Source organism: Pseudomonas sp. MF09156 (assembly GCF_059862305.1).
This window is the reverse complement of record NZ_JCBCUR010000005.1, coordinates 203868-222411: the sequence shown is the minus strand read 5'-3', so window position 1 is coordinate 222411 and position 18544 is coordinate 203868. Positions and strand designations below refer to the sequence as shown.

Sequence of the window (18544 nt, the reverse complement as noted above, 5' to 3'; positions counted from 1 at the left end):
TCCTTCAAGCAGATTTCGGGATGAGGCGCTCAAACAGCGCCTCCAATGTATTAAAGCGCTCTTCTGCACGTTCCATCGGCACCATGAACTTGAACAGCGTGGCGCCTTCGAATTTGTAGCGGTTGGGCTGGCCCTGGATCAACTTGATCAGTACCAGCGGGTCTACCGGCGTCTGCGCTTCGAACTCGATACGCCCGCCCTGCGGCCCGGCGTCGACCTTCTTGATCCCCAGTTGCTCGGCCTGCAGTTTGAGCAGGGTCAGGCGTACCAGGTTCTTGGTCGGTTCCGGCAACAGGCCGAAGCGGTCGATCATCTCCACTTGCAGGTCCTTGAGGCCTTCTTCGTCGGTGGCCGAGGCGATGCGCTTGTACAGGATCAGCCGTGCATGCACATCCGGCAGGTAGTCCTCGGGAATCAACGCCGGCAGGCGCAGGTTGATTTCCGGGCCGCCGCCCAGGGGTTGATCGAGGTTCGGTTGCTCGCCTTTGCGGATGGCCTTTACCGCCCGCTCGAGCATCTCCATATAGAGGGTAAAGCCCACGGCCTGGATCTGCCCGCTCTGGCCGTCGCCCAGCAGTTCGCCGGCGCCACGGATTTCCAGGTCGTTGGTGGCAAGCACAAAGCCTGCGCCCAGGTCCTGGGTGTTGGCGATGGCTTCCAGGCGCTTTTCGGCGTCGCCAGTGATTTGCTGGCGCGGTGGCGTCAGCAGGTAGGCGTAGGCCTGGTGGTGACTGCGGCCGACCCGGCCACGCAACTGGTGCAGTTGCGCCAGGCCGAACTTGTCGGCGCGCTCGATGATGATGGTGTTGGCGCTCGGCACGTCGATGCCGGTCTCGATGATGGTCGAGGCGATCAGCACGTTGAAGCGCTTGTGGTAGAAGTCGCTCATCACCTGTTCGAGTTCGCGCTCGCGCATCTGCCCGTGGCCGATGCCGATCCGTGCTTCCGGCACCAGTTCGGCGAGGTCGGCGGCGCATTTCTCGATGGTTTTCACATCGTTGTGCAGGTAGTAGACCTGGCCGCCGCGCAGCAACTCGCGCAGCAGGGCTTCCTTGATCGTGCTGTTGTTCTGCTCCATGACGAAGGTGCGCACCGACAGGCGTCGCGCCGGCGGCGTGGCGATGATCGACAGGTCGCGCATGCCCGACACCGCCATGTTCAACGTGCGCGGGATTGGCGTGGCGGTCAGGGTCAGGATATCGACCTCGCTGCGCAGGGCCTTGAGTTGCTCCTTCTGGCGTACGCCAAAGCGGTGCTCTTCGTCGATGATCACCAGGCCCAGGTTCTTGATCTTCACATCGTCCGACAGCAGCTTGTGCGTGCCAATCACGATATCGATCTTGCCTTCGGCCAGGTCGGCGACGGCGGCGTTGACTTCCTTGGTCGACTTGAAGCGGCTCATCACCTCCACGGTCACCGGCCAATCGGCGAAGCGGTCGCGAAAGCTGTTGTAGTGCTGCTGAGCGAGTAGGGTGGTCGGCACCAGGATTGCCACCTGGCGGCCGCCATGCACCGCGATGAACGCGGCGCGCATCGCCACTTCGGTCTTGCCAAAGCCCACGTCGCCGCAGACCAGGCGGTCCATGGGCTTGGGCGCAAGCATGTCGGCGCGCACCGCATCGATGGTGGTTTGCTGGTCCGGGGTTTCTTCGAAGGCGAAGCCGGCGCTGAACGTGGCGTAGTCGGCCTTCGGGTCGGCGAACGCATAACCTTCGCGGGCCGCACGGCGGGCATAGATGTCCAGCAGTTCGGCGGCCACGTCGCGCACCTGCTCGGCGGCCTTGCGCTTGGCCTTCTGCCAGGTCTCGGAGCCCAGGCGGTGCAACGGTGCGAGGGCGTCGTCGCTGCCGGTGTAGCGCGCGATCAGGTGCAGGTTGGCCACCGGCACATAGAGCTTGGCGCCCTCGGCGTATTCCATGGTGAGGAATTCGGCGGCCTGGTTGTCGATCTCCAGGGTCTGCAGGCCCAGGTAGCGCCCCACGCCGTGGTCGATGTGCACCACCGGCGCGCCTTCGCGCAGTTCGGTGAGGTTCTTGATCACCGCGTCGTTGTTGGCGTCGGCGCGTTTTTCCCGGCGCCGGCGCTGCATCACGCGTTGGCCGAACAGCGGGCTCTCGGCAATCAGCGCCAGGGCCGGATCATCCAGTTGCAGGCCTTCGTTCAGCGGCGCAATGGTGATCGCCAGGCGATCCTTGCCGGCGACAAAATCTGGCCAGCTGTCGACAGTTTTTGGTCGCAGCTTCAGGCGTTCCAGCAACTCCAGCAGCACTTCACGGCGCCCGGCGGATTCGGCGGTAAACAGCACACGACCGGGGAAGTCACCGAGAAAGTCGGACAACGCTTGCAGCGGCTGGCTGGCCTTGGCCTCGATGGCCAGGTTGGGCAGGGTCTGGGCCGGGAAACGCTCGCGACCGACGCCGGCTTCCACATCCTGCTGGCTGGCGACCACGCGCGGCCAGTTTTTCAGGCGGGCGAAGCAGTCCTCTACCGGCAGGAACAGCTCGGCAGGCGGCAATAAAGGCCGGGAGGGGTCGACGCGGCGTTCTTCATAACGGTTGCGCACGTCGTTCCAGAAGTTTTCCGCCGCCTGCTCGATACCCGGCAGCGAGAACACCTGGGTGTCCTGGGGCAGATAATCGAACAGGGTCGAGGTTTCGTCGAAGAACAGCGGCAGGTAGTACTCGATACCGGCGGGCGTAATCCCGCTGCTCAGGTCCTGGAAGATCGGGCAACGACGGAAGTCCACGTCAAAGCGCTCGCGAAAGCGCGCCTTGAAGCGCGTGACCGCGTCTTTTTGCAGGGGGAACTCCCTGGCCGGCAGCAGTTTGATCGACTGTACTTTGTCGATGGAACGCTGGTTTTCCGGGTCGAAGGTGCGCAGGGTCTCGATTTCGTCATCGAACAGGTCGATGCGGTAGGGCAGTTTGCTGCCCATCGGAAACAAGTCGATCAGTGCCCCGCGCACGGCGAACTCGCCATGTTCGTACACCGTATCGACGCAGCGGTAGCCGCTGGCTTCCAGGCGCGTGCGCATTTGTTCCACGTCGAGCTTCTGGCCGATATCCAGCACCAGGCTGCTGCCCAGCAGGAACTTGGTCGGCGCCAGGCGGTGCAGCGCCGTAGTGATCGGCACCACCAGTACACCGTGGGCCAGTTCCGGCAAGCGGTACAGGCTGGCGATGCGCTGGGAGATGATGTCCTGGTGCGGCGAGAACAAGTCGTAGGGCAGGGTTTCCCAGTCCGGGAAGTGCAGCACCGGCAAATCGGGGGCGAAGAAGCTCAGCTCCTGCTCCAGCCGCTCGGCACTTTGGCTGTCGGCGGTCAGGAGCAGGGTAAAGCGCTTGGCTGCACTGGCAGCCTCGGCTATGGCCAGGCTCAGGGCGGCACCGGGCAGATTGCCCCAATGCTGTTTACCTGCCTGGGCAGGGAGTAGCGGTAGACGCAGGACGGGCACGGAAGGTTGAGCTCCAGCGTTGCGACAAAGTCGGTAATTGTAACGGCCTGGAGTGCCGCCTGTCAGTTGCTGACTGTGCCTATTACGGTTTGTAGGAAATGTAGTGGCTAAGACAAACAATGCGCGGTTTTGACTCAATATGTAGTGCCGAAATGCACATATGTTTCGGAGGGTTACGGACAAGTCGCCTGTGGCTCTCTCCGAGGGGTTCGCTGGAAGCCGCGTATTTACTGGCCTGTAGCGCGGTGAAAATTATTTGCAAGGGTTTTTGTTGCGTGACGCGCATTGCTCAGGGGGCGGTCGGGCGGCATAATGTAGCCCCTTTTTTCAGCCCCTACATGTGGAAGGTTCCCGTGACTCAGAAGCCCGACCAGTGTCTTGGTGAATGGATCGACCGTGAAGCACTCGCAGAAGCGATGATCCCGCTTATCGGTCAGCTGTACCGCAATAACAATGTGGTGAGCTCGATCTATGGCCGCAGCCTGATCAACCAATCAGTCATCGCGATTCTCAAGGCTCATCGCTTTGCTCGCCATCGTTCTGCCGACGATAGCGAACTCTCCGTCCACGAAACATTCCCTCTGCTTAAAGCCATGAGCGAGCTCAAGCTCGGCGCGGCCTCGGTAGACCTGGGCAAGTTGGCGTTCAAATTCCGCGCTCAAGGCAATGGCCGCAGCGCCGAGCAGTTCGTGCGTGAAGAGCTGGCCGACGTGGTTGGCCAGCAAAATGCCGCGTCCCGCAAAGGCACCGACGTGGTGCTGTACGGCTTCGGTCGTATCGGCCGCCTGCTGGCACGCATCCTGATCGAAAAAACCGGCGGTGGCGACGGCCTGCGCCTGCGGGCCATTGTCGTGCGCAAAGGCGCCGAGAATGACCTGACCAAGCGCGCCAGCCTCTTGCGCCGCGACTCGGTACACGGTTCGTTCAATGGCACCATCACCATCGACGAAGAAAACAACACCATCACCGCCAACGGTAACCTGATCCAGGTGATCTACGCGAAGAACCCGACCGAGGTGGATTACACCCAGTACGGCATCCAGAACGCCTTGCTGGTGGACAACACCGGCGTCTGGCGTGATGCCGACGGCCTGGGCCAGCACTTGGCGTGCCCAGGTATCGACCGCGTTGTGCTGACCGCGCCTGGCAAGGGCAAGCTGAAGAACATCGTTCACGGCATCAACCACAACGAAATCACCGCTGACGACAAGATCGTGTCTGCCGCTTCCTGCACCACCAACGCCATCGTGCCGGTGCTCAAGGCTGTGAATGACAAGTTCGGCATCATCAACGGTCACGTCGAAACCGTTCACTCGTACACCAACGACCAGAACCTGATCGACAACTTCCACAAGGGCGATCGCCGTGGCCGTAGCGCCGCGCTGAACATGGTGATCACCGAGACCGGTGCTGCCACCGCTGCTGCCAAGGCCCTGCCTGAGCTGGCCGGCAAGCTGACCGGTAACGCGATCCGTGTACCTACGCCGAACGTGTCGATGGCCATTCTCAACCTCAACCTTGAGAAAGCCGCCACCCGTGAAGAGATGAACGAGTACCTGCGCTACATGGCGCTGCACTCCGATCTGCATAAGCAAATCGACTTCGTCAATTCCCAGGAAGTGGTGTCCACCGACTTCGTTGGCTCGCGCCACGCCGGTGTGGTCGATGCTGAAGCGACCATCACCCAGGATAACCGCGTTGTACTGTACGTCTGGTACGACAACGAATTCGGTTACAGCTGCCAGGTGGTGCGTGTGATGGAAGACATGGCAGGGGTCAACCCGCCGGCGTTTCCGCGCTAAGCATTAGCGGTAGATGAAAAAGCCCCGACTGGTTCGGGGCTTTTTTGTGTCTGGGGGATTGTGTTGGATTTGAAGGCCTCATCGCGGGCAAGCCCGCTCCCACAGTTTGATTTGCGAATACATTCAAATGTGGGGGCGGGCTTGTCGGGCCGCCGCATCGCCGCGATAGCGATCTATCAGGCCCCACCGACTACCGAAGCCTGTGCAGTGCGCAGTTCATGCCGATTCCCCTTGAACAGCACTAGGGTCGCAATCAACCCCAGCACCGCCGCCCCACTGAGCCAGATCCCCGGCGCTGCCTTGTTATCCAGCACATGGATCAGGTAAGTGCAGGCGGCCGGGGTAAAGCCGCCAAAGGTTGCGGTCGCCAGGCTGTAGGCCAGGGAAAAACCTGTGGTGCGGACTTCCACCGGCATGATTTCGGTCAGTGCAACGACCATGGCGCCGTTATACGAGCCATACAGGAAGGACAGCCATAACAGCACGATCAGCAGGTGGCTGAAACTCGGATTGACCACCAGCCACGACAACGCCGGGTATGCCGTGAGAATCGCCAGAATCGTCGCGCCGAGCAGTAAGGGTTTGCGGCCGATCTTGTCGGACACGGCGCCCATCACCGGCAGCCAGATAAAGTTGGAAATGCCCACGCACACGGTGACCAATAGCGCATCCAGGTCCGACAGGTGCAACTCGGCTTTGCCAAAGGTCGGTGTGTAGGCAGTGATCAGGTAGAACGACACGGTGGTCATCACCACCAGCGCCATGCCTGCCACGACGATGCCAAAATTCTGACCAATGGAACGGATGATTTCCTGCAGGGTAGGGCGGTGTTTGCGCGCCTGGAACTCAGGCGTTTCTTCCAGGGAGCGGCGAATCACGAAGATCACCGGCACGATCAGGCAGCCGATCAGGAACGGCACGCGCCAGCCCCATTCGCCCATTTCCTCGGGGCTTAGCCAGTGGTTCAGGCCTACGCCCAGCAGGCCGGCGAAGACCACGGCGGCTTGCTGGCTGGCGGACTGCCAACTGACGAAGAAGCCCTTGCGCCCCGGCGTGGCGATTTCTGCCAGGTACACCGAAACCCCGCCCAGCTCGACACCCGCGGAGAAGCCTTGCAGCAACCGGCCAAGCAGCACGATCAGCGGCGCGGCCACCCCGAGCGTGGCGTAGCCGGGCACGCAGGCGATCAACACCGTACCGGCGGCCATCATGGCCAGGGTGATCACCAGGCCTTTTTTACGGCCATGGCGGTCGATGTAGGCACCGAGAAAAATCGCCCCCAGCGGGCGCATCAGGAACCCGGCACCGAAGGTCGCCAGGGACAACATCAGGGAGGCAAAGGCGCTGTCGGCAGGGAAGAAGGTCTTGGCGATGGCCGTGGCGTAGAAGCCGTAGACCATGAAGTCGAACATTTCGAGGAAGTTACCGCTGACAACGCGAAAGATCGCCTTGCCTTTGCCCGTGGTGCTGGACATGTCATTTACTCAACTGGCTATCTTGTTGGAAATCCCTGGTTGTTGTTCGTCCGTGCTGCAGAATCTGGGCGCGCGGTGGCGCCAAAGAGTTTTGTAACCATATGTGTATCCGTGTTGCCGAGCAACAAAAACCGTTAGCACGCTGGCTATTTGCCGCAAGTGGTCCTGAGCAGGCGACGACATGCCGCATAATGGCTCGCCCGGGAAATATGCTTGAGTGCGGCATCATTTTGGTTTTCAGCAGCGAGAAGGTTGTGTGGCTTATGGGCGGTTTGCGATACGTAGTGGTGGGCGCTGCACTGGCGGTCCTGGCGGGCTGCGGTAAAGGTGAGCCCCTGGAGGCTTTTGGCGGCCCGACCATGGGCAGCACTTATTCGATCAAGTACGTCCGCACCCCCGGTACGCCGGCGGCCAGTGCTGTACAGCCGCAAGTCGAGCGCATCCTTGCCGAGGTCGACCGGCAGATGTCGACCTATCGCAGCGATTCCGATATCGAGCGTTTCAACGACCTGCCTGCCAACCGCTGTCAGGCGATGCCCGAATCGATCCTGCGGTTGGTGCGCACAGGCGAGCAACTGTCCCAGGCCAGTGGCGGCGCTTTTGACCTGACGGTCGAGCCGCTGCTGAACCTGTGGGGTTTTGGTCCCCAGGCGCGCCAGGTAAAAGTCCCGGAGCCCATGGCGCTGGCCCTGGCGCGCCAGCGGGTCGGCCATCAACACCTGCGTATCGACGCTGGCCAGTTGTGCAAGGATGCGGCGGTACAGGTGGACTTCAACAGCATCGCCGCCGGCTACACGGTGGACCGGATTGCCGAGCGGCTTGATCAGTTGGGCATTGAGCGGTACCTGGTCGAAGTGACCGGCGAGCTCAAGGCCGCCGGGCGCAAACCTGACGGTACGCCCTGGCGTGTGGCCCTGGAGGAGCCCCGCGATGATCAGCAGGTCGCTGAGCGCGTTATCGCAGTGGACGGCTTTGGCGTGTCTACTTCAGGTGACTATCGCAATTATTTCCAGCAGGATGGTCGCCGCTATTCCCACACCCTCGATGCGCGAACCGGTGCGCCGATCACCCATCACCTGGCGTCGGTCACGGTGCTGGAGGCTTCGGCGTTGATGGCCGATGGCTTGTCGACGTTGCTGCTGGTGCTGGGGCCTGAAGAAGGCTGGGACTATGCAGAAAAACACCAGATCGCGGCGTTTTTTGTGATGCGAGAGGGGGATGCTTTCGTCACACGCAGCAACAAAGCGTTCGAACAACTGACGGCGGTCAAGCCGTAATCAATACTGTGTAGTAAAGGCAAAACTGGCCTACGACGCGACCAAGGGTTAATGTGCGCGGCGTTGAGCCTTATATAGACTGTGCCCCGGCTCACACACCTGAGCCTATTTGATCCTTCATGACCGCTGGCCGCGGCATGATTTAGCCAGGCGCCCAACCGTGCGCCCTGGCCTGTTCTGAGGAGTACGCATGGCTGTCTACAACTACGACGTGGTGGTACTGGGTTCTGGCCCAGCTGGAGAAGGTGCGGCGATGAATGCCGCCAAAGCAGGACGCAAGGTGGCGATGGTCGATAGCCGTCGTCAGGTCGGCGGTAACTGCACCCACCTGGGCACCATCCCGTCCAAGGCCTTGCGTCACTCGGTGCGCCAGATCATGCAGTTCAACACCAACCCGATGTTCCGGGCCATTGGTGAGCCGCGCTGGTTCTCGTTCCCGGATGTGCTGAAAAGCGCCGAGAAAGTCATTTCCAAGCAAGTCGCCTCGCGTACCGGCTACTACGCCCGTAACCGTGTCGACCTGTTCTTCGGCACCGGCAGCTTCGCCGACGAGCAAACCGTCGAAGTGGTCTGCGCCAATGGCGTGGTCGAGAAACTGGTGGCCAAGCACATCATCATCGCCACTGGCTCGCGCCCGTATCGCCCGGCCGATATCGATTTCCACCACCCGCGTATCTACGATAGCGACACCATCCTCAGCCTGGGCCACACCCCACGCAAACTGATCATCTACGGCGCCGGCGTGATCGGCTGTGAATACGCCTCGATCTTCAGTGGCCTGGGTGTACTGGTGGAGTTGGTGGACAACCGTGACCAGTTGCTGAGCTTCCTCGACTCGGAAATCTCCCAGGCGTTGAGCTACCACTTCAGCAACAACAACATCACCGTGCGCCACAACGAGGAATACGATCGCGTTGAAGGCCTGGACAACGGAGTGATCCTGCACCTCAAGTCCGGCAAGAAGATCAAGGCCGACGCCTTGCTCTGGTGCAACGGCCGTACCGGCAACACCGACAAGCTGGGTATGGAAAACATCGGGGTCAAGGTCAACAGCCGTGGCCAGATTGAGGTGGATGAGAACTACCGCACCTGCGTCACCAATATCTATGGTGCCGGCGATGTGATCGGCTGGCCGAGCCTGGCCAGTGCCGCCCACGACCAGGGCCGTTCTGCCGCTGGCAGCATTGTCGACAACGGCAGCTGGCGTTACGTCAACGACGTGCCGACCGGGATCTACACCATTCCCGAGATCAGCTCCATCGGCAAGAACGAGCACGAGCTGACCAAGGCCAAGGTGCCTTACGAAGTGGGCAAGGCGTTTTTCAAGAGCATGGCGCGTGCGCAGATCGCCGGCGAGCCGCAAGGCATGCTGAAGATCCTGTTCCACCGCGAGACGTTGGAAGTGCTCGGCGTGCACTGCTTCGGCTACCAGGCCTCGGAGATCGTGCACATCGGCCAGGCGATCATGAACCAGCCGGGCGAGCAAAATACCCTGAAGTATTTCGTCAACACCACGTTCAACTACCCGACCATGGCTGAAGCCTATCGGGTAGCGGCCTACGACGGCCTCAACCGGCTTTTTTGAGCGGCTCCGGCCGGTGGCCTGAGCCGGCCGGGGAGACCGATTTCAGTAATTCCCGAGAGTGGCAGTGGCCAAACCGGGAAAGTCTGTAATCAGGCTATCTACGCCGAAGTCGGCGAGCCTGCGCATCAGCGCGGGTTCGTTGACTGTCCACACGGACACGTGCAACCCCTGGCGCTGGGCCTTGGCCAGGCGTTCAGGGGTACACAACGTCCAGTTCAACGCCAAAATCTCACAGCCATAGTTCTGCGCGACCTTCAGCGGGTCTAGCCAGGCGTATTCGGCCACCAGTCCACGGGACAGGTCCGGCGTCAACTCCAGGGCAGCCTTCAACACTTCCCGCGAGCTTGAGGTCACGGTGACCTTGTCCAGCAAGCCAAAGCGCTGGGCCATTTCGCGGATCGCCAGCACAGTGGTCGCGGCGCGGGTGCGCGAGGCGCTCTTGACTTCCAGTTGCCAGTGATCGAAGTCGCACTTCTCGAACAGCTCTTCCAGGCGCGGGATCGGGCAGGGGCTGACCCAGCCCGGGCCGCCGTTGCGCGCGTCCATCTTCACCAGGTCGGCGGCGGCATATTCCACCACCTTGCCGCGCCGGTCGGCGGTACGCTTGAGGGTTGGGTCGTGGATTACCATCAGCTCGCCGTCCATGGACAGGTGCAAGTCCAGCTCGCAACGGCGCACGCCGTGCTTGAGGCATTGCTGGAAGCTGGTCAGGGTGTTTTCCGGTGCTTCGCCTTTAGCGCCGCGGTGGCCATAAATCAGGGTCACAGTTGCTCCTTTTCGCCAGGTGTATGGCTGGATGAATATCAAATCAGGTGTCTTGGCCGTCGCTTTGTTCCCGGGCCAGGCGCCGTTCCTGGGCCTGTTTTTGCAATATATAGCGCGCCAGCAACTGGCGCTGGGCGTCGGTCATGGATTCGAATTCGGTGCCCACGTCAAAACCATCGCCCTTTGGATCGCAGTGGGTGACCTTGGCCCGTAACAACAGGCCCAGCGCCTGGGGCATCAGCACCAGCTTGACTGCCAGGTGGCTGCCCGGCGCGAGCACCGTGGGGTGCTGGAAGTCGATACCGCCTTCGGAGATGATCACCGGCTGCGGCGCACCGATCTCACCCAGCAGGCTTTGCGCCATGACTTGGCTGAGCAGGTCCATGCGTTTGTTCTGCACCTTGAGGAAGGCGGCGAGGGTGCGGTCGCGCTCGCCGAGCTGGCGCAGCAGGTGCTGGGACTCGAATTCGCTCAGGTGCAGTTCACTGAGCAGGTTGAACAGCGGGGAATCATCCAGCAACACTTCCTTGCTCGCCGCTTGCGGGGCCGACAGGCTTTTGATTTGGAGTGCGATCATGTCGTCGATACGGTAGTATTCGCGGCGATCTTCTTCATCTAATGTCGTCATGGCGAACCCCAGGTAACGGTAATGGTCTGAGTGTAAAGCTGCTTACCAGACCCCGCCACCGGGACGTCTTCTTTTCCTCCGAACAAGCCCCGACATGTTCAGACCTCTCTTCGTATTTATCGGCACGCGTTATACCCGTGCAAAGCGTCGCAATCATTTTGTGTCGTTCATTTCCCTGACCTCCATGATCGGACTCGCCCTGGGCGTTGTCGTGATGATCGTGGTGCTATCGGTGATGAATGGCTTCGATCATGAGATGCGCACCCGCGTGCTGGGCATGGTGCCCCACGCGACCATCGAGTCCGGCGAGCCCCTGGGTGACTGGCAAGGCCTGGCCGACAAGGTCAAGCAGAACCCCAAGGTGCTGGCCGTCGCGCCATTTACCCAGATGCAGGGCCTGCTGACCAACGACGGCAAGGTGCAGAAAGTCCTGCTCAATGCCATCGACCCGGCGCAGGAGCGCAAGGTCTCGATCATTGACCAGTTCATGCAGCAGGGCCAACTCGATGCCCTTACGCCTGGCAGCTTCGGCATCGTGATTGGCGACCGGGCGGCAGCCAAGCTGGGCGTGGCTATCGGCGACAAGCTGACGTTTGTCGCCCCCGAGGTCACGGTGACCCCGGCCGGGATGTTCCCGCGCATGAAGCGCTTTACCGTGGTCGGCATTTTTCATGTCGGCGCCGGCGAGATCGATGGCTTCCTCGGCCTGACCAACCTCACCGACCTGGCCCGCCTGCATCGCTGGAAGCCGGACCAGGTGCAGGGCCTGCGCCTGAAATTCAACGACTTGTTCGAAGCGCCGCGCGGCGCTTGGGAAATTGCCCAGCACCTGGGTGAAAGCCAGTACTACGCCCGCGACTGGACCCGTACCCACGGCAATCTGTACCAGGCGATCCGCATGGAAAAAGCCATGATCGGCCTGTTGTTGCTGCTGATTGTCGCCGTGGCCGCGTTCAACATCATCTCCACCCTGGTGATGGTGGTGAACGACAAGAAGGGCGATATCGCCATCCTGCGTACCCTTGGCGCCACGCCGGGGCAGATCATGGCGATTTTCATGGTCCAGGGCACGGTGATTGGCGTGGTCGGCACCTTGATCGGTACGGCGGTGGGGATTTTTGCCGCGCTGAACGTCAGCGCCGCCATCGCCGGCGTCGAAACCCTGATCGGCCACAAGTTTCTCAACGCCGACGTCTACTTCATCGACTATTTGCCATCCCAGGTGCAGAGCCAGGATGTGCTGATGGTCGGCGGCGCCGCGTTGGTCCTGAGTTTCCTTGCCACCCTATATCCAGCCTGGCGCGCGGCACGTACCCAGCCGGCGCAGGCTTTACGCTATGAGTGAATCGGGCATGAGTGAAAAAGCAATCCTGAGCTGCCGCAACCTGGGCAAATCCTACGAGGAAGGCCCGGAATCGGTAGTGGTGCTGTCCAACCTGCAACTGGAACTGCATCCCGGCGAGCGCGTGGCGATCGTCGGCAGTTCCGGCTCCGGCAAAAGTACCTTGCTCAATCTGTTGGGCGGCCTTGATACGCCGTCCCACGGCAGCGTGTGGCTGGCCGGTGAAGAGCTCTCGGCGTTGAACGAGAAGGCCCGTGGCCAGTTGCGCAACCGCTCCCTGGGCTTTGTGTACCAGTTCCACCATTTGCTGCCAGAGTTCACCGCCCTGGAAAACGTGTGCATGCCGCTCTTGATCGGCAAGACCGCGATCCCGCAGGCGCGCCAGCGTGCCACGGCGTTACTGGAGCGCGTCGGCCTTGGCCATCGCCTGGAGCACAAGCCTTCAGAGTTGTCCGGTGGCGAGCGCCAGCGTGTGGCGATTGCCCGCGCCCTGGTGAACAACCCAGGCCTGGTGATGCTCGACGAGCCGACCGGCAACCTCGACTCCCACACCGCCCAGGGCATCAAGGACTTGATGCTGGAGCTGAGTACCCAGATGCGCACCGCGTTCTTGGTGGTGACCCATGACATGAGCATGGCCCGGCAGATGGACCGCGTGTTGCACCTGCAGGAAGGTCATCTGGTCGCCATCTGACCTGTTTCAAGCCCGGGCGCCTGTGCCTGGGTTTTCTTTTTTTTCAGGCGGTGCAAGCGAATGTTCAGACCGTTATCGATTTTTATCGGCGCGCGCTATACCCGCGCCAAGCGCCGCAACCGTTTTGTCTCGTTTATTTCGATGACCTCGATGATCGGCCTCGCCCTGGGCGTGCTGGCGATGATCGTGGTGTTGTCGGTGATGAACGGTTTCCAGCGGGAAATGAGTTCACGCATTCTGGGCATGGTGCCGCACGCCACCATCGTCGGCGTAAACCCGATCAGCGACTGGCAGCCCGTGGCCGCCGCCGCCCTGAAAAACCCCGAAGTGACCGCCGCCGTGCCGTTCACCGAGATGGAGGGCATGCTGTCCTACAAGGGTTCGATGCAGCCGATCCAGATCAGCGGGATCGACCCGGCGCAGGAAGGCAAGGTCTCCATCGTCACCCAGCATATCGTCCAGGGGAACCTGGCAGACCTGCAGCCGGGTGAGTTTGGCGTGGTGATCGGGGAAATCACCGCACGCCGTTTCCGCCTGAATGTGGGTGACAAGCTGACATTGATCGTCCCGGAAATCAGCACGGCTCCCGGCGGCATTACTCCGCGTATGCAGCGTTTGAATGTGGTCGGTGTGTTCAAGGTCGGTGCCGAGCTGGACGGCTCGATGGCCCTGATCCACGTCGCCGATGCCGCGCAGATGCTGCGTTGGCAGCCCAACCAGGTGCAAAGCGTGCGCCTGGCGGTCAAGGACCTGTATGCGGCGCCCAAGGTTTCGGCAGACATCGCCAGTGGGCTGGGTGCGGCCTACAAGGCCGATGACTGGACCCATACCCAGGGCAGCCTGTTCAGCGCGATGAAGATGGAAAAGACCATGATCGGCCTGTTGCTGCTGATGATCGTCGCCGTCGCGGCCTTCAATATCATCGCCACGCTGATCATGGTGGTGAACGACAAGGGCGCGGACATCGCGATCCTGCGCACTATCGGCGCCACGCCACGGCAGATCATGGCGATCTTCATGGTCCAGGGCACGGTGATCGGTATTGTCGGCACTCTGATTGGCGGCGTGCTGGGGGTGATAGCCGCGCTCAACGTCAGTGAGCTGGTGGGCTGGATGGAGCGTGTGACCGGGCAGCATATCTTCAGTTCGGACGTGTATTTCGTCAGCAACCTGCCATCGGAGCTGCAAGGTGGCGATGTGCTGCTGATTTGCAGCGCGGGGTTTGTGTTGAGCTTTTTGGCGACGATCTACCCGGCGTATCGGGCGGCGAAGATCGAGCCGGCGCATGCCCTGAGATATTCGTAGGTCTTGAGATCGCTATCGCAGGCAAGCCAGCTCCCACATTTGACGGTGTTCGCAAATCAACATGTGGGAGCGGGCTTGCCCGCGATGAGGCCCGCCCAGATTGCCTCAAACCCCCTGTGGCAACTCAATCACAAACCGCGTCCACCCCGGTTGTGATTCACAGAAAATCCTCCCCCCATGCGCCCGCACAATCGACTGGGTAATCGCCAACCCCAGCCCCGCATGCTCACTGCTGCCTTCATGCCGAGCCGGATCTGCGCGGTAGAACCGGTCAAACAGCTTGGGCAGCAGCCCTTGGGGAATCCCGGTCCCGGTGTTTTCCACACTTAGTGTCACGCCCTGGGCGTTTTCGCTGATCCTCACTCGTACTTCGCCACCCGGCGGGGTAAAGCGCACGGCGTTGTCCAACAGATTGGAAAACGCCCGGCGCAGCATGCTGCGGTCACCGGCGGCACTGGCGCTGCCGTCGCGCAGCAGGTTGACCTGGGCGTCCTCGGCCAACGGCGCGAAGAACTCCAGCAAGGCATCCACCTCGTCGGCCAGGGCCAGGGGTTCGCGTTTGGGGTTGAGCAAACCGTGGTCGGCCTTGGCCAGGTACAGCATGTCGTTGACCAGTTGGGCCATCCATTGCAGCTCTTCCAGATTGCTGTGCAGCGCTTCGCGGTAGTCTTCCAGCGGCCGGGGTTGGGTGAGGATCACCTGGGTCTGGGTCAGCAGGTTGGATAACGGCGTGCGCAGTTCGTGGGCGATATCGGCAGAGAACGCCGATAGCCGCTGGAACGCATCATCGAGGCGGCCAAACATCGCATTGAAGGCCTGGGCCAGTTCCGCCAGTTCGGCGGGCATCTGTTCCTGGGGCAGGCGCTGGGTCAGGGAGTGAGCGCGGATATTGCTGGCCACTTCGGTCATTCGCCGCAGGGGCCGCAGCCCGCTGCGCGCGGCCCAGGCGCCAAGGAGCGCGGTCGCCAGGGCGGACAGGCCGACTGTCAGCCAGATCAGGTGTTGCATGCGTTGCAGGAAGTGCTGGTGATGGGTGATGTCGAGCATCAGGACCAACTGCGCAGAACCGGGCTGGGCGGGGTTCAACGCAGCGTTGTACACCCGGTAGCTGGTGCCGGCGCTTTGCAGGCTGTGCAGGCCGGGCGCGGTGGGCAGGTCGACGGGGATGCGCGGCGCGCTGTCAAACCAGCGCTGGCCGTCGGCGGCGTTGACGCGCACGGCCAGGTCCGGTTGATGGCTCAGTTCGTCTGTCAGTGCGGCCACGCGTTGGGCGAACAGCGCCGGGGTGTCGGCGCCTTGCAGGGCACTGCGCAGGGCCAGCAGCTTGCTGTCGAGCAATTGCTGGTCGAGTTCGATGAAGTGCTTTTCGCTGGCCTGGCTGAACAATACGCCTGCCAGCAGCGAGACCACGGCGGTGCAGCCGGCAAACAGCAGGGCCAGGCGGCTGGCCAGGGAGAGGCGTTTCATCAACTGAATCGCTCTTCCAGCACATAGCCCATGCCGCGCACGGTGTGGATCAGCTTGTTGGGGAAGCCGTCATCGATCTTCAAGCGCAGGCGGCGGATGGCCACTTCGATGATATTGGTGTCGCTGTCGAAATTCATGTCCCAGACCTGGGAGGCGATCAGCGACTTGGGCAACACTTCGCCCTGGCGGCGCAGGAGCATTTCCAGCAGGGCGAACTCCTTGGCGGTGAGGTCGATACGCTGGCCGCTGCGCTCCACGCGGCGCCGGATCAGGTCCAGGCGCAGGTCGGCCAGGTGCAGGTTGGTTTCCTGGGGTGTGCTGCTGCCGCGGCGCAACAGGCTGCGCACCCGGGCCAGCAGTTCGGAGAACGCGAATGGCTTGACCAGGTAGTCGTCAGCGCCCAACTCCAGGCCGTGGACCCGATCTTCCACCGCATCCCGTGCCGTCAGGAACAGCACCGGGATTTCCAGGCCGGCACTGCGCACCGCCTGCAGGATCTGCCAGCCGCTGCGGCCCGGCAGCATCACATCGAGAATCAGCAAGTCGTAGTCACCTGTCAGCGCCAAGTGCTGGCCGGTGGTGCCGTCGGCCACCAGTTCGGTATTGAACCCGGCTTCGGCCAGGCCCTGGCGCAGGTATTGGCCGGTTTTGGGTTGGTCTTCGACGATCAGCAGTTTCATAGGCGACTCATGGCGGGGTAGCAGCGGGCTTTATACCGTGTGCGCCGGTGGGCTGGCGCAACCTGACAAAGTTGTAATCTAGCAGTCAGGTAACTGGCAGCGGTGCATTATTAGAGTGTCCCACAGGCTGGTCTTATACCTTTGGAGGATAAACATGTTTTTGCGTAAATCTGGGTGGCTGGCAGGTTGCTTGATGATGTTGAGCGTCCCGGCGCTGGCCGATGGCGCTCACACGTTTGCCTTTGGCGAGGCGGCGCCGGCGACCAAGGCCACTCGTACGGTGGAAGTGGTGCTGCAGGATATTTCCTTTGCACCCACCTCACTTGATGTAAAGGCCGGTGAGACGGTGCGCTTTGTGCTGGTCAACAAGGGGCAGTTGCTGCATGAGTTCAACCTGGGTGACGCAAGCATGCATGCCGATCACCAGAAAGAAATGCTCAAGATGCAAGCCAGCGGCATGTTGACCGCCACCGGCATGGGCCAGATGGATCACGCGGCGATGGGCCATGGTGATATGGGTGGCATGAAGCATGACGATCCCAACAGCGTGCTGGTGGAGCCAGGCAAGACCGCGCAATTGACCTGGACCTTCAGCAAGGCTGGGGCCCTGGAGTTCGCTTGCAACCTCCCCGGGCATTACCAGGCGGGGATGGTCGGCAAGCTGACTGTTGCCCCCTGACGCGCGGGTTAAGGCCGGGAGCAAAGGCTGGTAGACTGGCGGGGTTTATTTAGCCAGGTTTCCGCCATGCATCCCGCAGCCGAACATTCGCCGCTGGGCAAGTCCAGTGAATACATCTCCACTTACACCCCTTCATTGCTGTTCCCTATCCCTCGCGCCGCCAAATGGGCCGAGCTGGGCCTCACCGCCCAGACGCTGCCTTACAAGGGCGTGGATTTCTGGAACTGTTTTGAACTGTCCTGGCTGCTGCCGTCTGGCAAGCCGGTGGTGGCTATCGGTGAGTTCAGCATCCCGGCTGACTCGCCGAACATCATCGAGTCAAAGTCCTTCAAGCTCTACCTCAACTCGTTGAACCAGACGCCGTTTGCCGATGTGTCCAACCTTGAGGCGACCTTGCGTGCCGACTTGAGCGCAGCGGCCGGCAAACCCGTGGGTGTGCGCATCCGCAGCCTGGCCGAGGTGGAAGACGAAGGCGTGGTGCGCCTGCCGGGGGTGTGCATCGATGACCTGGATATCAGTGTCAGCAACTACGAGCATCCGCGTCCGGAATTGCTGCGTTGCGATGATTCCCGTGTGGTGGAGGAGAGCGTGCACAGCCACCTGCTCAAGTCCAACTGCCCGGTGACCAGCCAGCCGGACTGGGGCAGCGTGGCGGTGGAATACCGTGGCGCGGCGCTGGACCATGCGAGCCTGTTGGCATACCTGGTGAGCTTCCGCCAGCACTCGGACTTTCATGAGCAGTGCGTGGAGCGGATCTTTCTCGACCTGCAGCGGTTGCTCAAGCCGCAGAAGTTGACGGTGTATGCGCGGTATGTGCGTCGCGGTGGGTTGGATATCAACCCCTATCGCAGTACCGAGGCTGTGCAGTTCCAGAACCTGCGCCTGGCTCGCCAGTAAGCTTTACACCACACAAATGTGGGAGCGGGCTTGCTCGCGATAGCGGTGTTTCAGTCAATATCTTCGGTGACTGGCACTCCGTTATCGCGAGCAAGCCCGCTCCCACATTTTTTGGTTCTGGGTTTGGCCTGGATGCGGATTAGATCCCGATATTGCCCAGGGTCACCACAATATTGCGCAATGTCCCGGCTATGCCCGGATGCTCCAGCTCGAAGCGTTCTACAGCCAGGTTGACACCGTCGGCAAGGCTGGGGTTCTGAGTGGCAGGTTCTAGTTCCAGTTGCACTTCAAACTTGGCAATCAACGCTTCCAGCGCTTCGCGTTTTTCCAGCGACAGAGGCGGGTCCTGGTTCAATTGCTCGCGCAGGATGGAAACCTGTTCTTGCAGTTTTTCGCGGGCAGGCATGGCGTTCTTCCTTTTATCAATAGGCACTGGCATAGACCACGGCACGCCGAGAAAGGTCTACGGGACGACCTGTAGATTAATCCACTGG

At 61.4% G+C, this 18544-nt stretch carries 15 protein-coding genes; 8 read left to right on the top strand and 7 right to left on the bottom strand.

Annotation, left to right across the window (positions count from 1 at the left end; translation table 11 throughout):
• Nucleotides 1-4: 4 nt before the first annotated feature.
• Nucleotides 5-3454: a transcription-repair coupling factor gene (gene mfd, locus AC19YY_RS14965; RefSeq protein ID WP_172313159.1), complete on the bottom strand. Its 3450-nt coding sequence runs from the start codon at nucleotides 3452-3454 to the stop codon at nucleotides 5-7.
• A 338-nt stretch (nucleotides 3455-3792) separates the two neighbouring features.
• On the opposite strand from mfd, the gene AC19YY_RS14960 reads away from it, so the two are divergent.
• The gene (locus tag AC19YY_RS14960) at nucleotides 3793-5256 is read left to right on the top strand and encodes a glyceraldehyde-3-phosphate dehydrogenase (protein ID WP_076961276.1); all 1464 of its coding nucleotides are present in this window, start codon (nucleotides 3793-3795) and stop codon (nucleotides 5254-5256) included.
• Nucleotides 5257-5432: 176 nt separating this feature from the next.
• Here AC19YY_RS14960 and AC19YY_RS14955 read toward each other — a convergent pair whose 3' ends face one another.
• On the bottom strand, nucleotides 5433-6731 hold the full coding sequence (locus tag AC19YY_RS14955) for an MFS transporter (protein ID WP_169954176.1): 1299 nt from the start codon (nucleotides 6729-6731) through the stop codon (nucleotides 5433-5435).
• 263 nt (nucleotides 6732-6994) lie between these two features.
• Here AC19YY_RS14955 and AC19YY_RS14950 point away from each other — a divergent pair, with 263 nt between their 5' ends.
• On the top strand, nucleotides 6995-8008 hold the full coding sequence (locus tag AC19YY_RS14950) for an FAD:protein FMN transferase (protein WP_500604433.1): 1014 nt from the start codon (nucleotides 6995-6997) through the stop codon (nucleotides 8006-8008).
• 190 nt (nucleotides 8009-8198) lie between these two features.
• Nucleotides 8199-9593 carry a Si-specific NAD(P)(+) transhydrogenase gene (gene sthA / locus AC19YY_RS14945; RefSeq protein ID WP_024074093.1) on the top strand — a complete coding sequence of 465 codons (1395 nt, stop codon included), beginning with the start codon at nucleotides 8199-8201 and terminating at the stop codon, nucleotides 9591-9593.
• A 42-nt stretch (nucleotides 9594-9635) separates the two neighbouring features.
• Here the strand turns inward: sthA and AC19YY_RS14940 are convergent, their stop codons facing one another.
• Together AC19YY_RS14940 and AC19YY_RS14935 are read right to left on the bottom strand one after the other, a co-directional pair.
• Nucleotides 9636-10358, bottom strand: a complete 723-nt coding sequence (locus AC19YY_RS14940) for a glycerophosphodiester phosphodiesterase family protein (protein ID WP_169954174.1) — start codon at nucleotides 10356-10358, stop codon at nucleotides 9636-9638.
• Between the two features lie 43 nt (nucleotides 10359-10401).
• Nucleotides 10402-10986 carry a PilZ domain-containing protein gene (locus AC19YY_RS14935; protein ID WP_170043346.1) on the bottom strand — a complete coding sequence of 195 codons (585 nt, stop codon included), beginning with the start codon at nucleotides 10984-10986 and terminating at the stop codon, nucleotides 10402-10404.
• Nucleotides 10987-11080: 94 nt separating this feature from the next.
• Here AC19YY_RS14935 and AC19YY_RS14930 point away from each other — a divergent pair, with 94 nt between their 5' ends.
• The 3 genes from AC19YY_RS14930 to AC19YY_RS14920 are packed head-to-tail and all read left to right on the top strand — an operon-like array spanning nucleotide 11081 to nucleotide 14327.
• The gene (locus AC19YY_RS14930; protein ID WP_169954172.1) at nucleotides 11081-12331 is read left to right on the top strand and encodes a lipoprotein-releasing ABC transporter permease subunit; all 1251 of its coding nucleotides are present in this window, start codon (nucleotides 11081-11083) and stop codon (nucleotides 12329-12331) included.
• 7 nt (nucleotides 12332-12338) lie between these two features.
• Nucleotides 12339-13022 (top strand): lipoprotein-releasing ABC transporter ATP-binding protein LolD, encoded by a 684-nt coding sequence (lolD, locus tag AC19YY_RS14925; protein ID WP_169954171.1) that lies wholly within the window; start codon nucleotides 12339-12341, stop codon nucleotides 13020-13022.
• Nucleotides 13023-13082: 60 nt separating this feature from the next.
• Entirely contained in the window at nucleotides 13083-14327 is a 1245-nt protein-coding gene (locus AC19YY_RS14920) for a lipoprotein-releasing ABC transporter permease subunit (protein ID WP_169954170.1), read from the top strand.
• A 105-nt stretch (nucleotides 14328-14432) separates the two neighbouring features.
• On the opposite strand, the gene AC19YY_RS14915 is transcribed toward AC19YY_RS14920, so the two are convergent.
• Nucleotides 14433-15794, bottom strand: a complete 1362-nt coding sequence (locus AC19YY_RS14915; protein ID WP_500604432.1) for a heavy metal sensor histidine kinase — start codon at nucleotides 15792-15794, stop codon at nucleotides 14433-14435.
• Nucleotides 15794-16474 (bottom strand): heavy metal response regulator transcription factor, encoded by a 681-nt coding sequence (locus AC19YY_RS14910; protein ID WP_169954168.1) that lies wholly within the window; start codon nucleotides 16472-16474, stop codon nucleotides 15794-15796. The genes AC19YY_RS14915 and AC19YY_RS14910 overlap by 1 nt, the downstream gene beginning before the upstream one ends.
• A 154-nt stretch (nucleotides 16475-16628) precedes the next feature.
• On the opposite strand from AC19YY_RS14910, the gene copI reads away from it, so the two are divergent.
• Both copI and queF read left to right on the top strand, forming a co-directional pair.
• Nucleotides 16629-17153 (top strand): copper-resistant cuproprotein CopI, encoded by a 525-nt coding sequence (gene copI / locus AC19YY_RS14905; RefSeq protein ID WP_169954167.1) that lies wholly within the window; start codon nucleotides 16629-16631, stop codon nucleotides 17151-17153.
• Nucleotides 17154-17219: 66 nt separating this feature from the next.
• Complete coding sequence (queF, locus tag AC19YY_RS14900; RefSeq protein ID WP_169954166.1) at nucleotides 17220-18050, top strand: NADPH-dependent 7-cyano-7-deazaguanine reductase QueF; 831 nt, start codon at nucleotides 17220-17222, stop codon at nucleotides 18048-18050.
• Nucleotides 18051-18189: 139 nt separating this feature from the next.
• Here the strand turns inward: queF and AC19YY_RS14895 are convergent, their stop codons facing one another.
• The gene (locus AC19YY_RS14895) at nucleotides 18190-18456 is read right to left on the bottom strand and encodes a DUF4404 family protein (protein WP_076961288.1); all 267 of its coding nucleotides are present in this window, start codon (nucleotides 18454-18456) and stop codon (nucleotides 18190-18192) included.
• Nucleotides 18457-18544 lie beyond the last annotated feature (88 nt).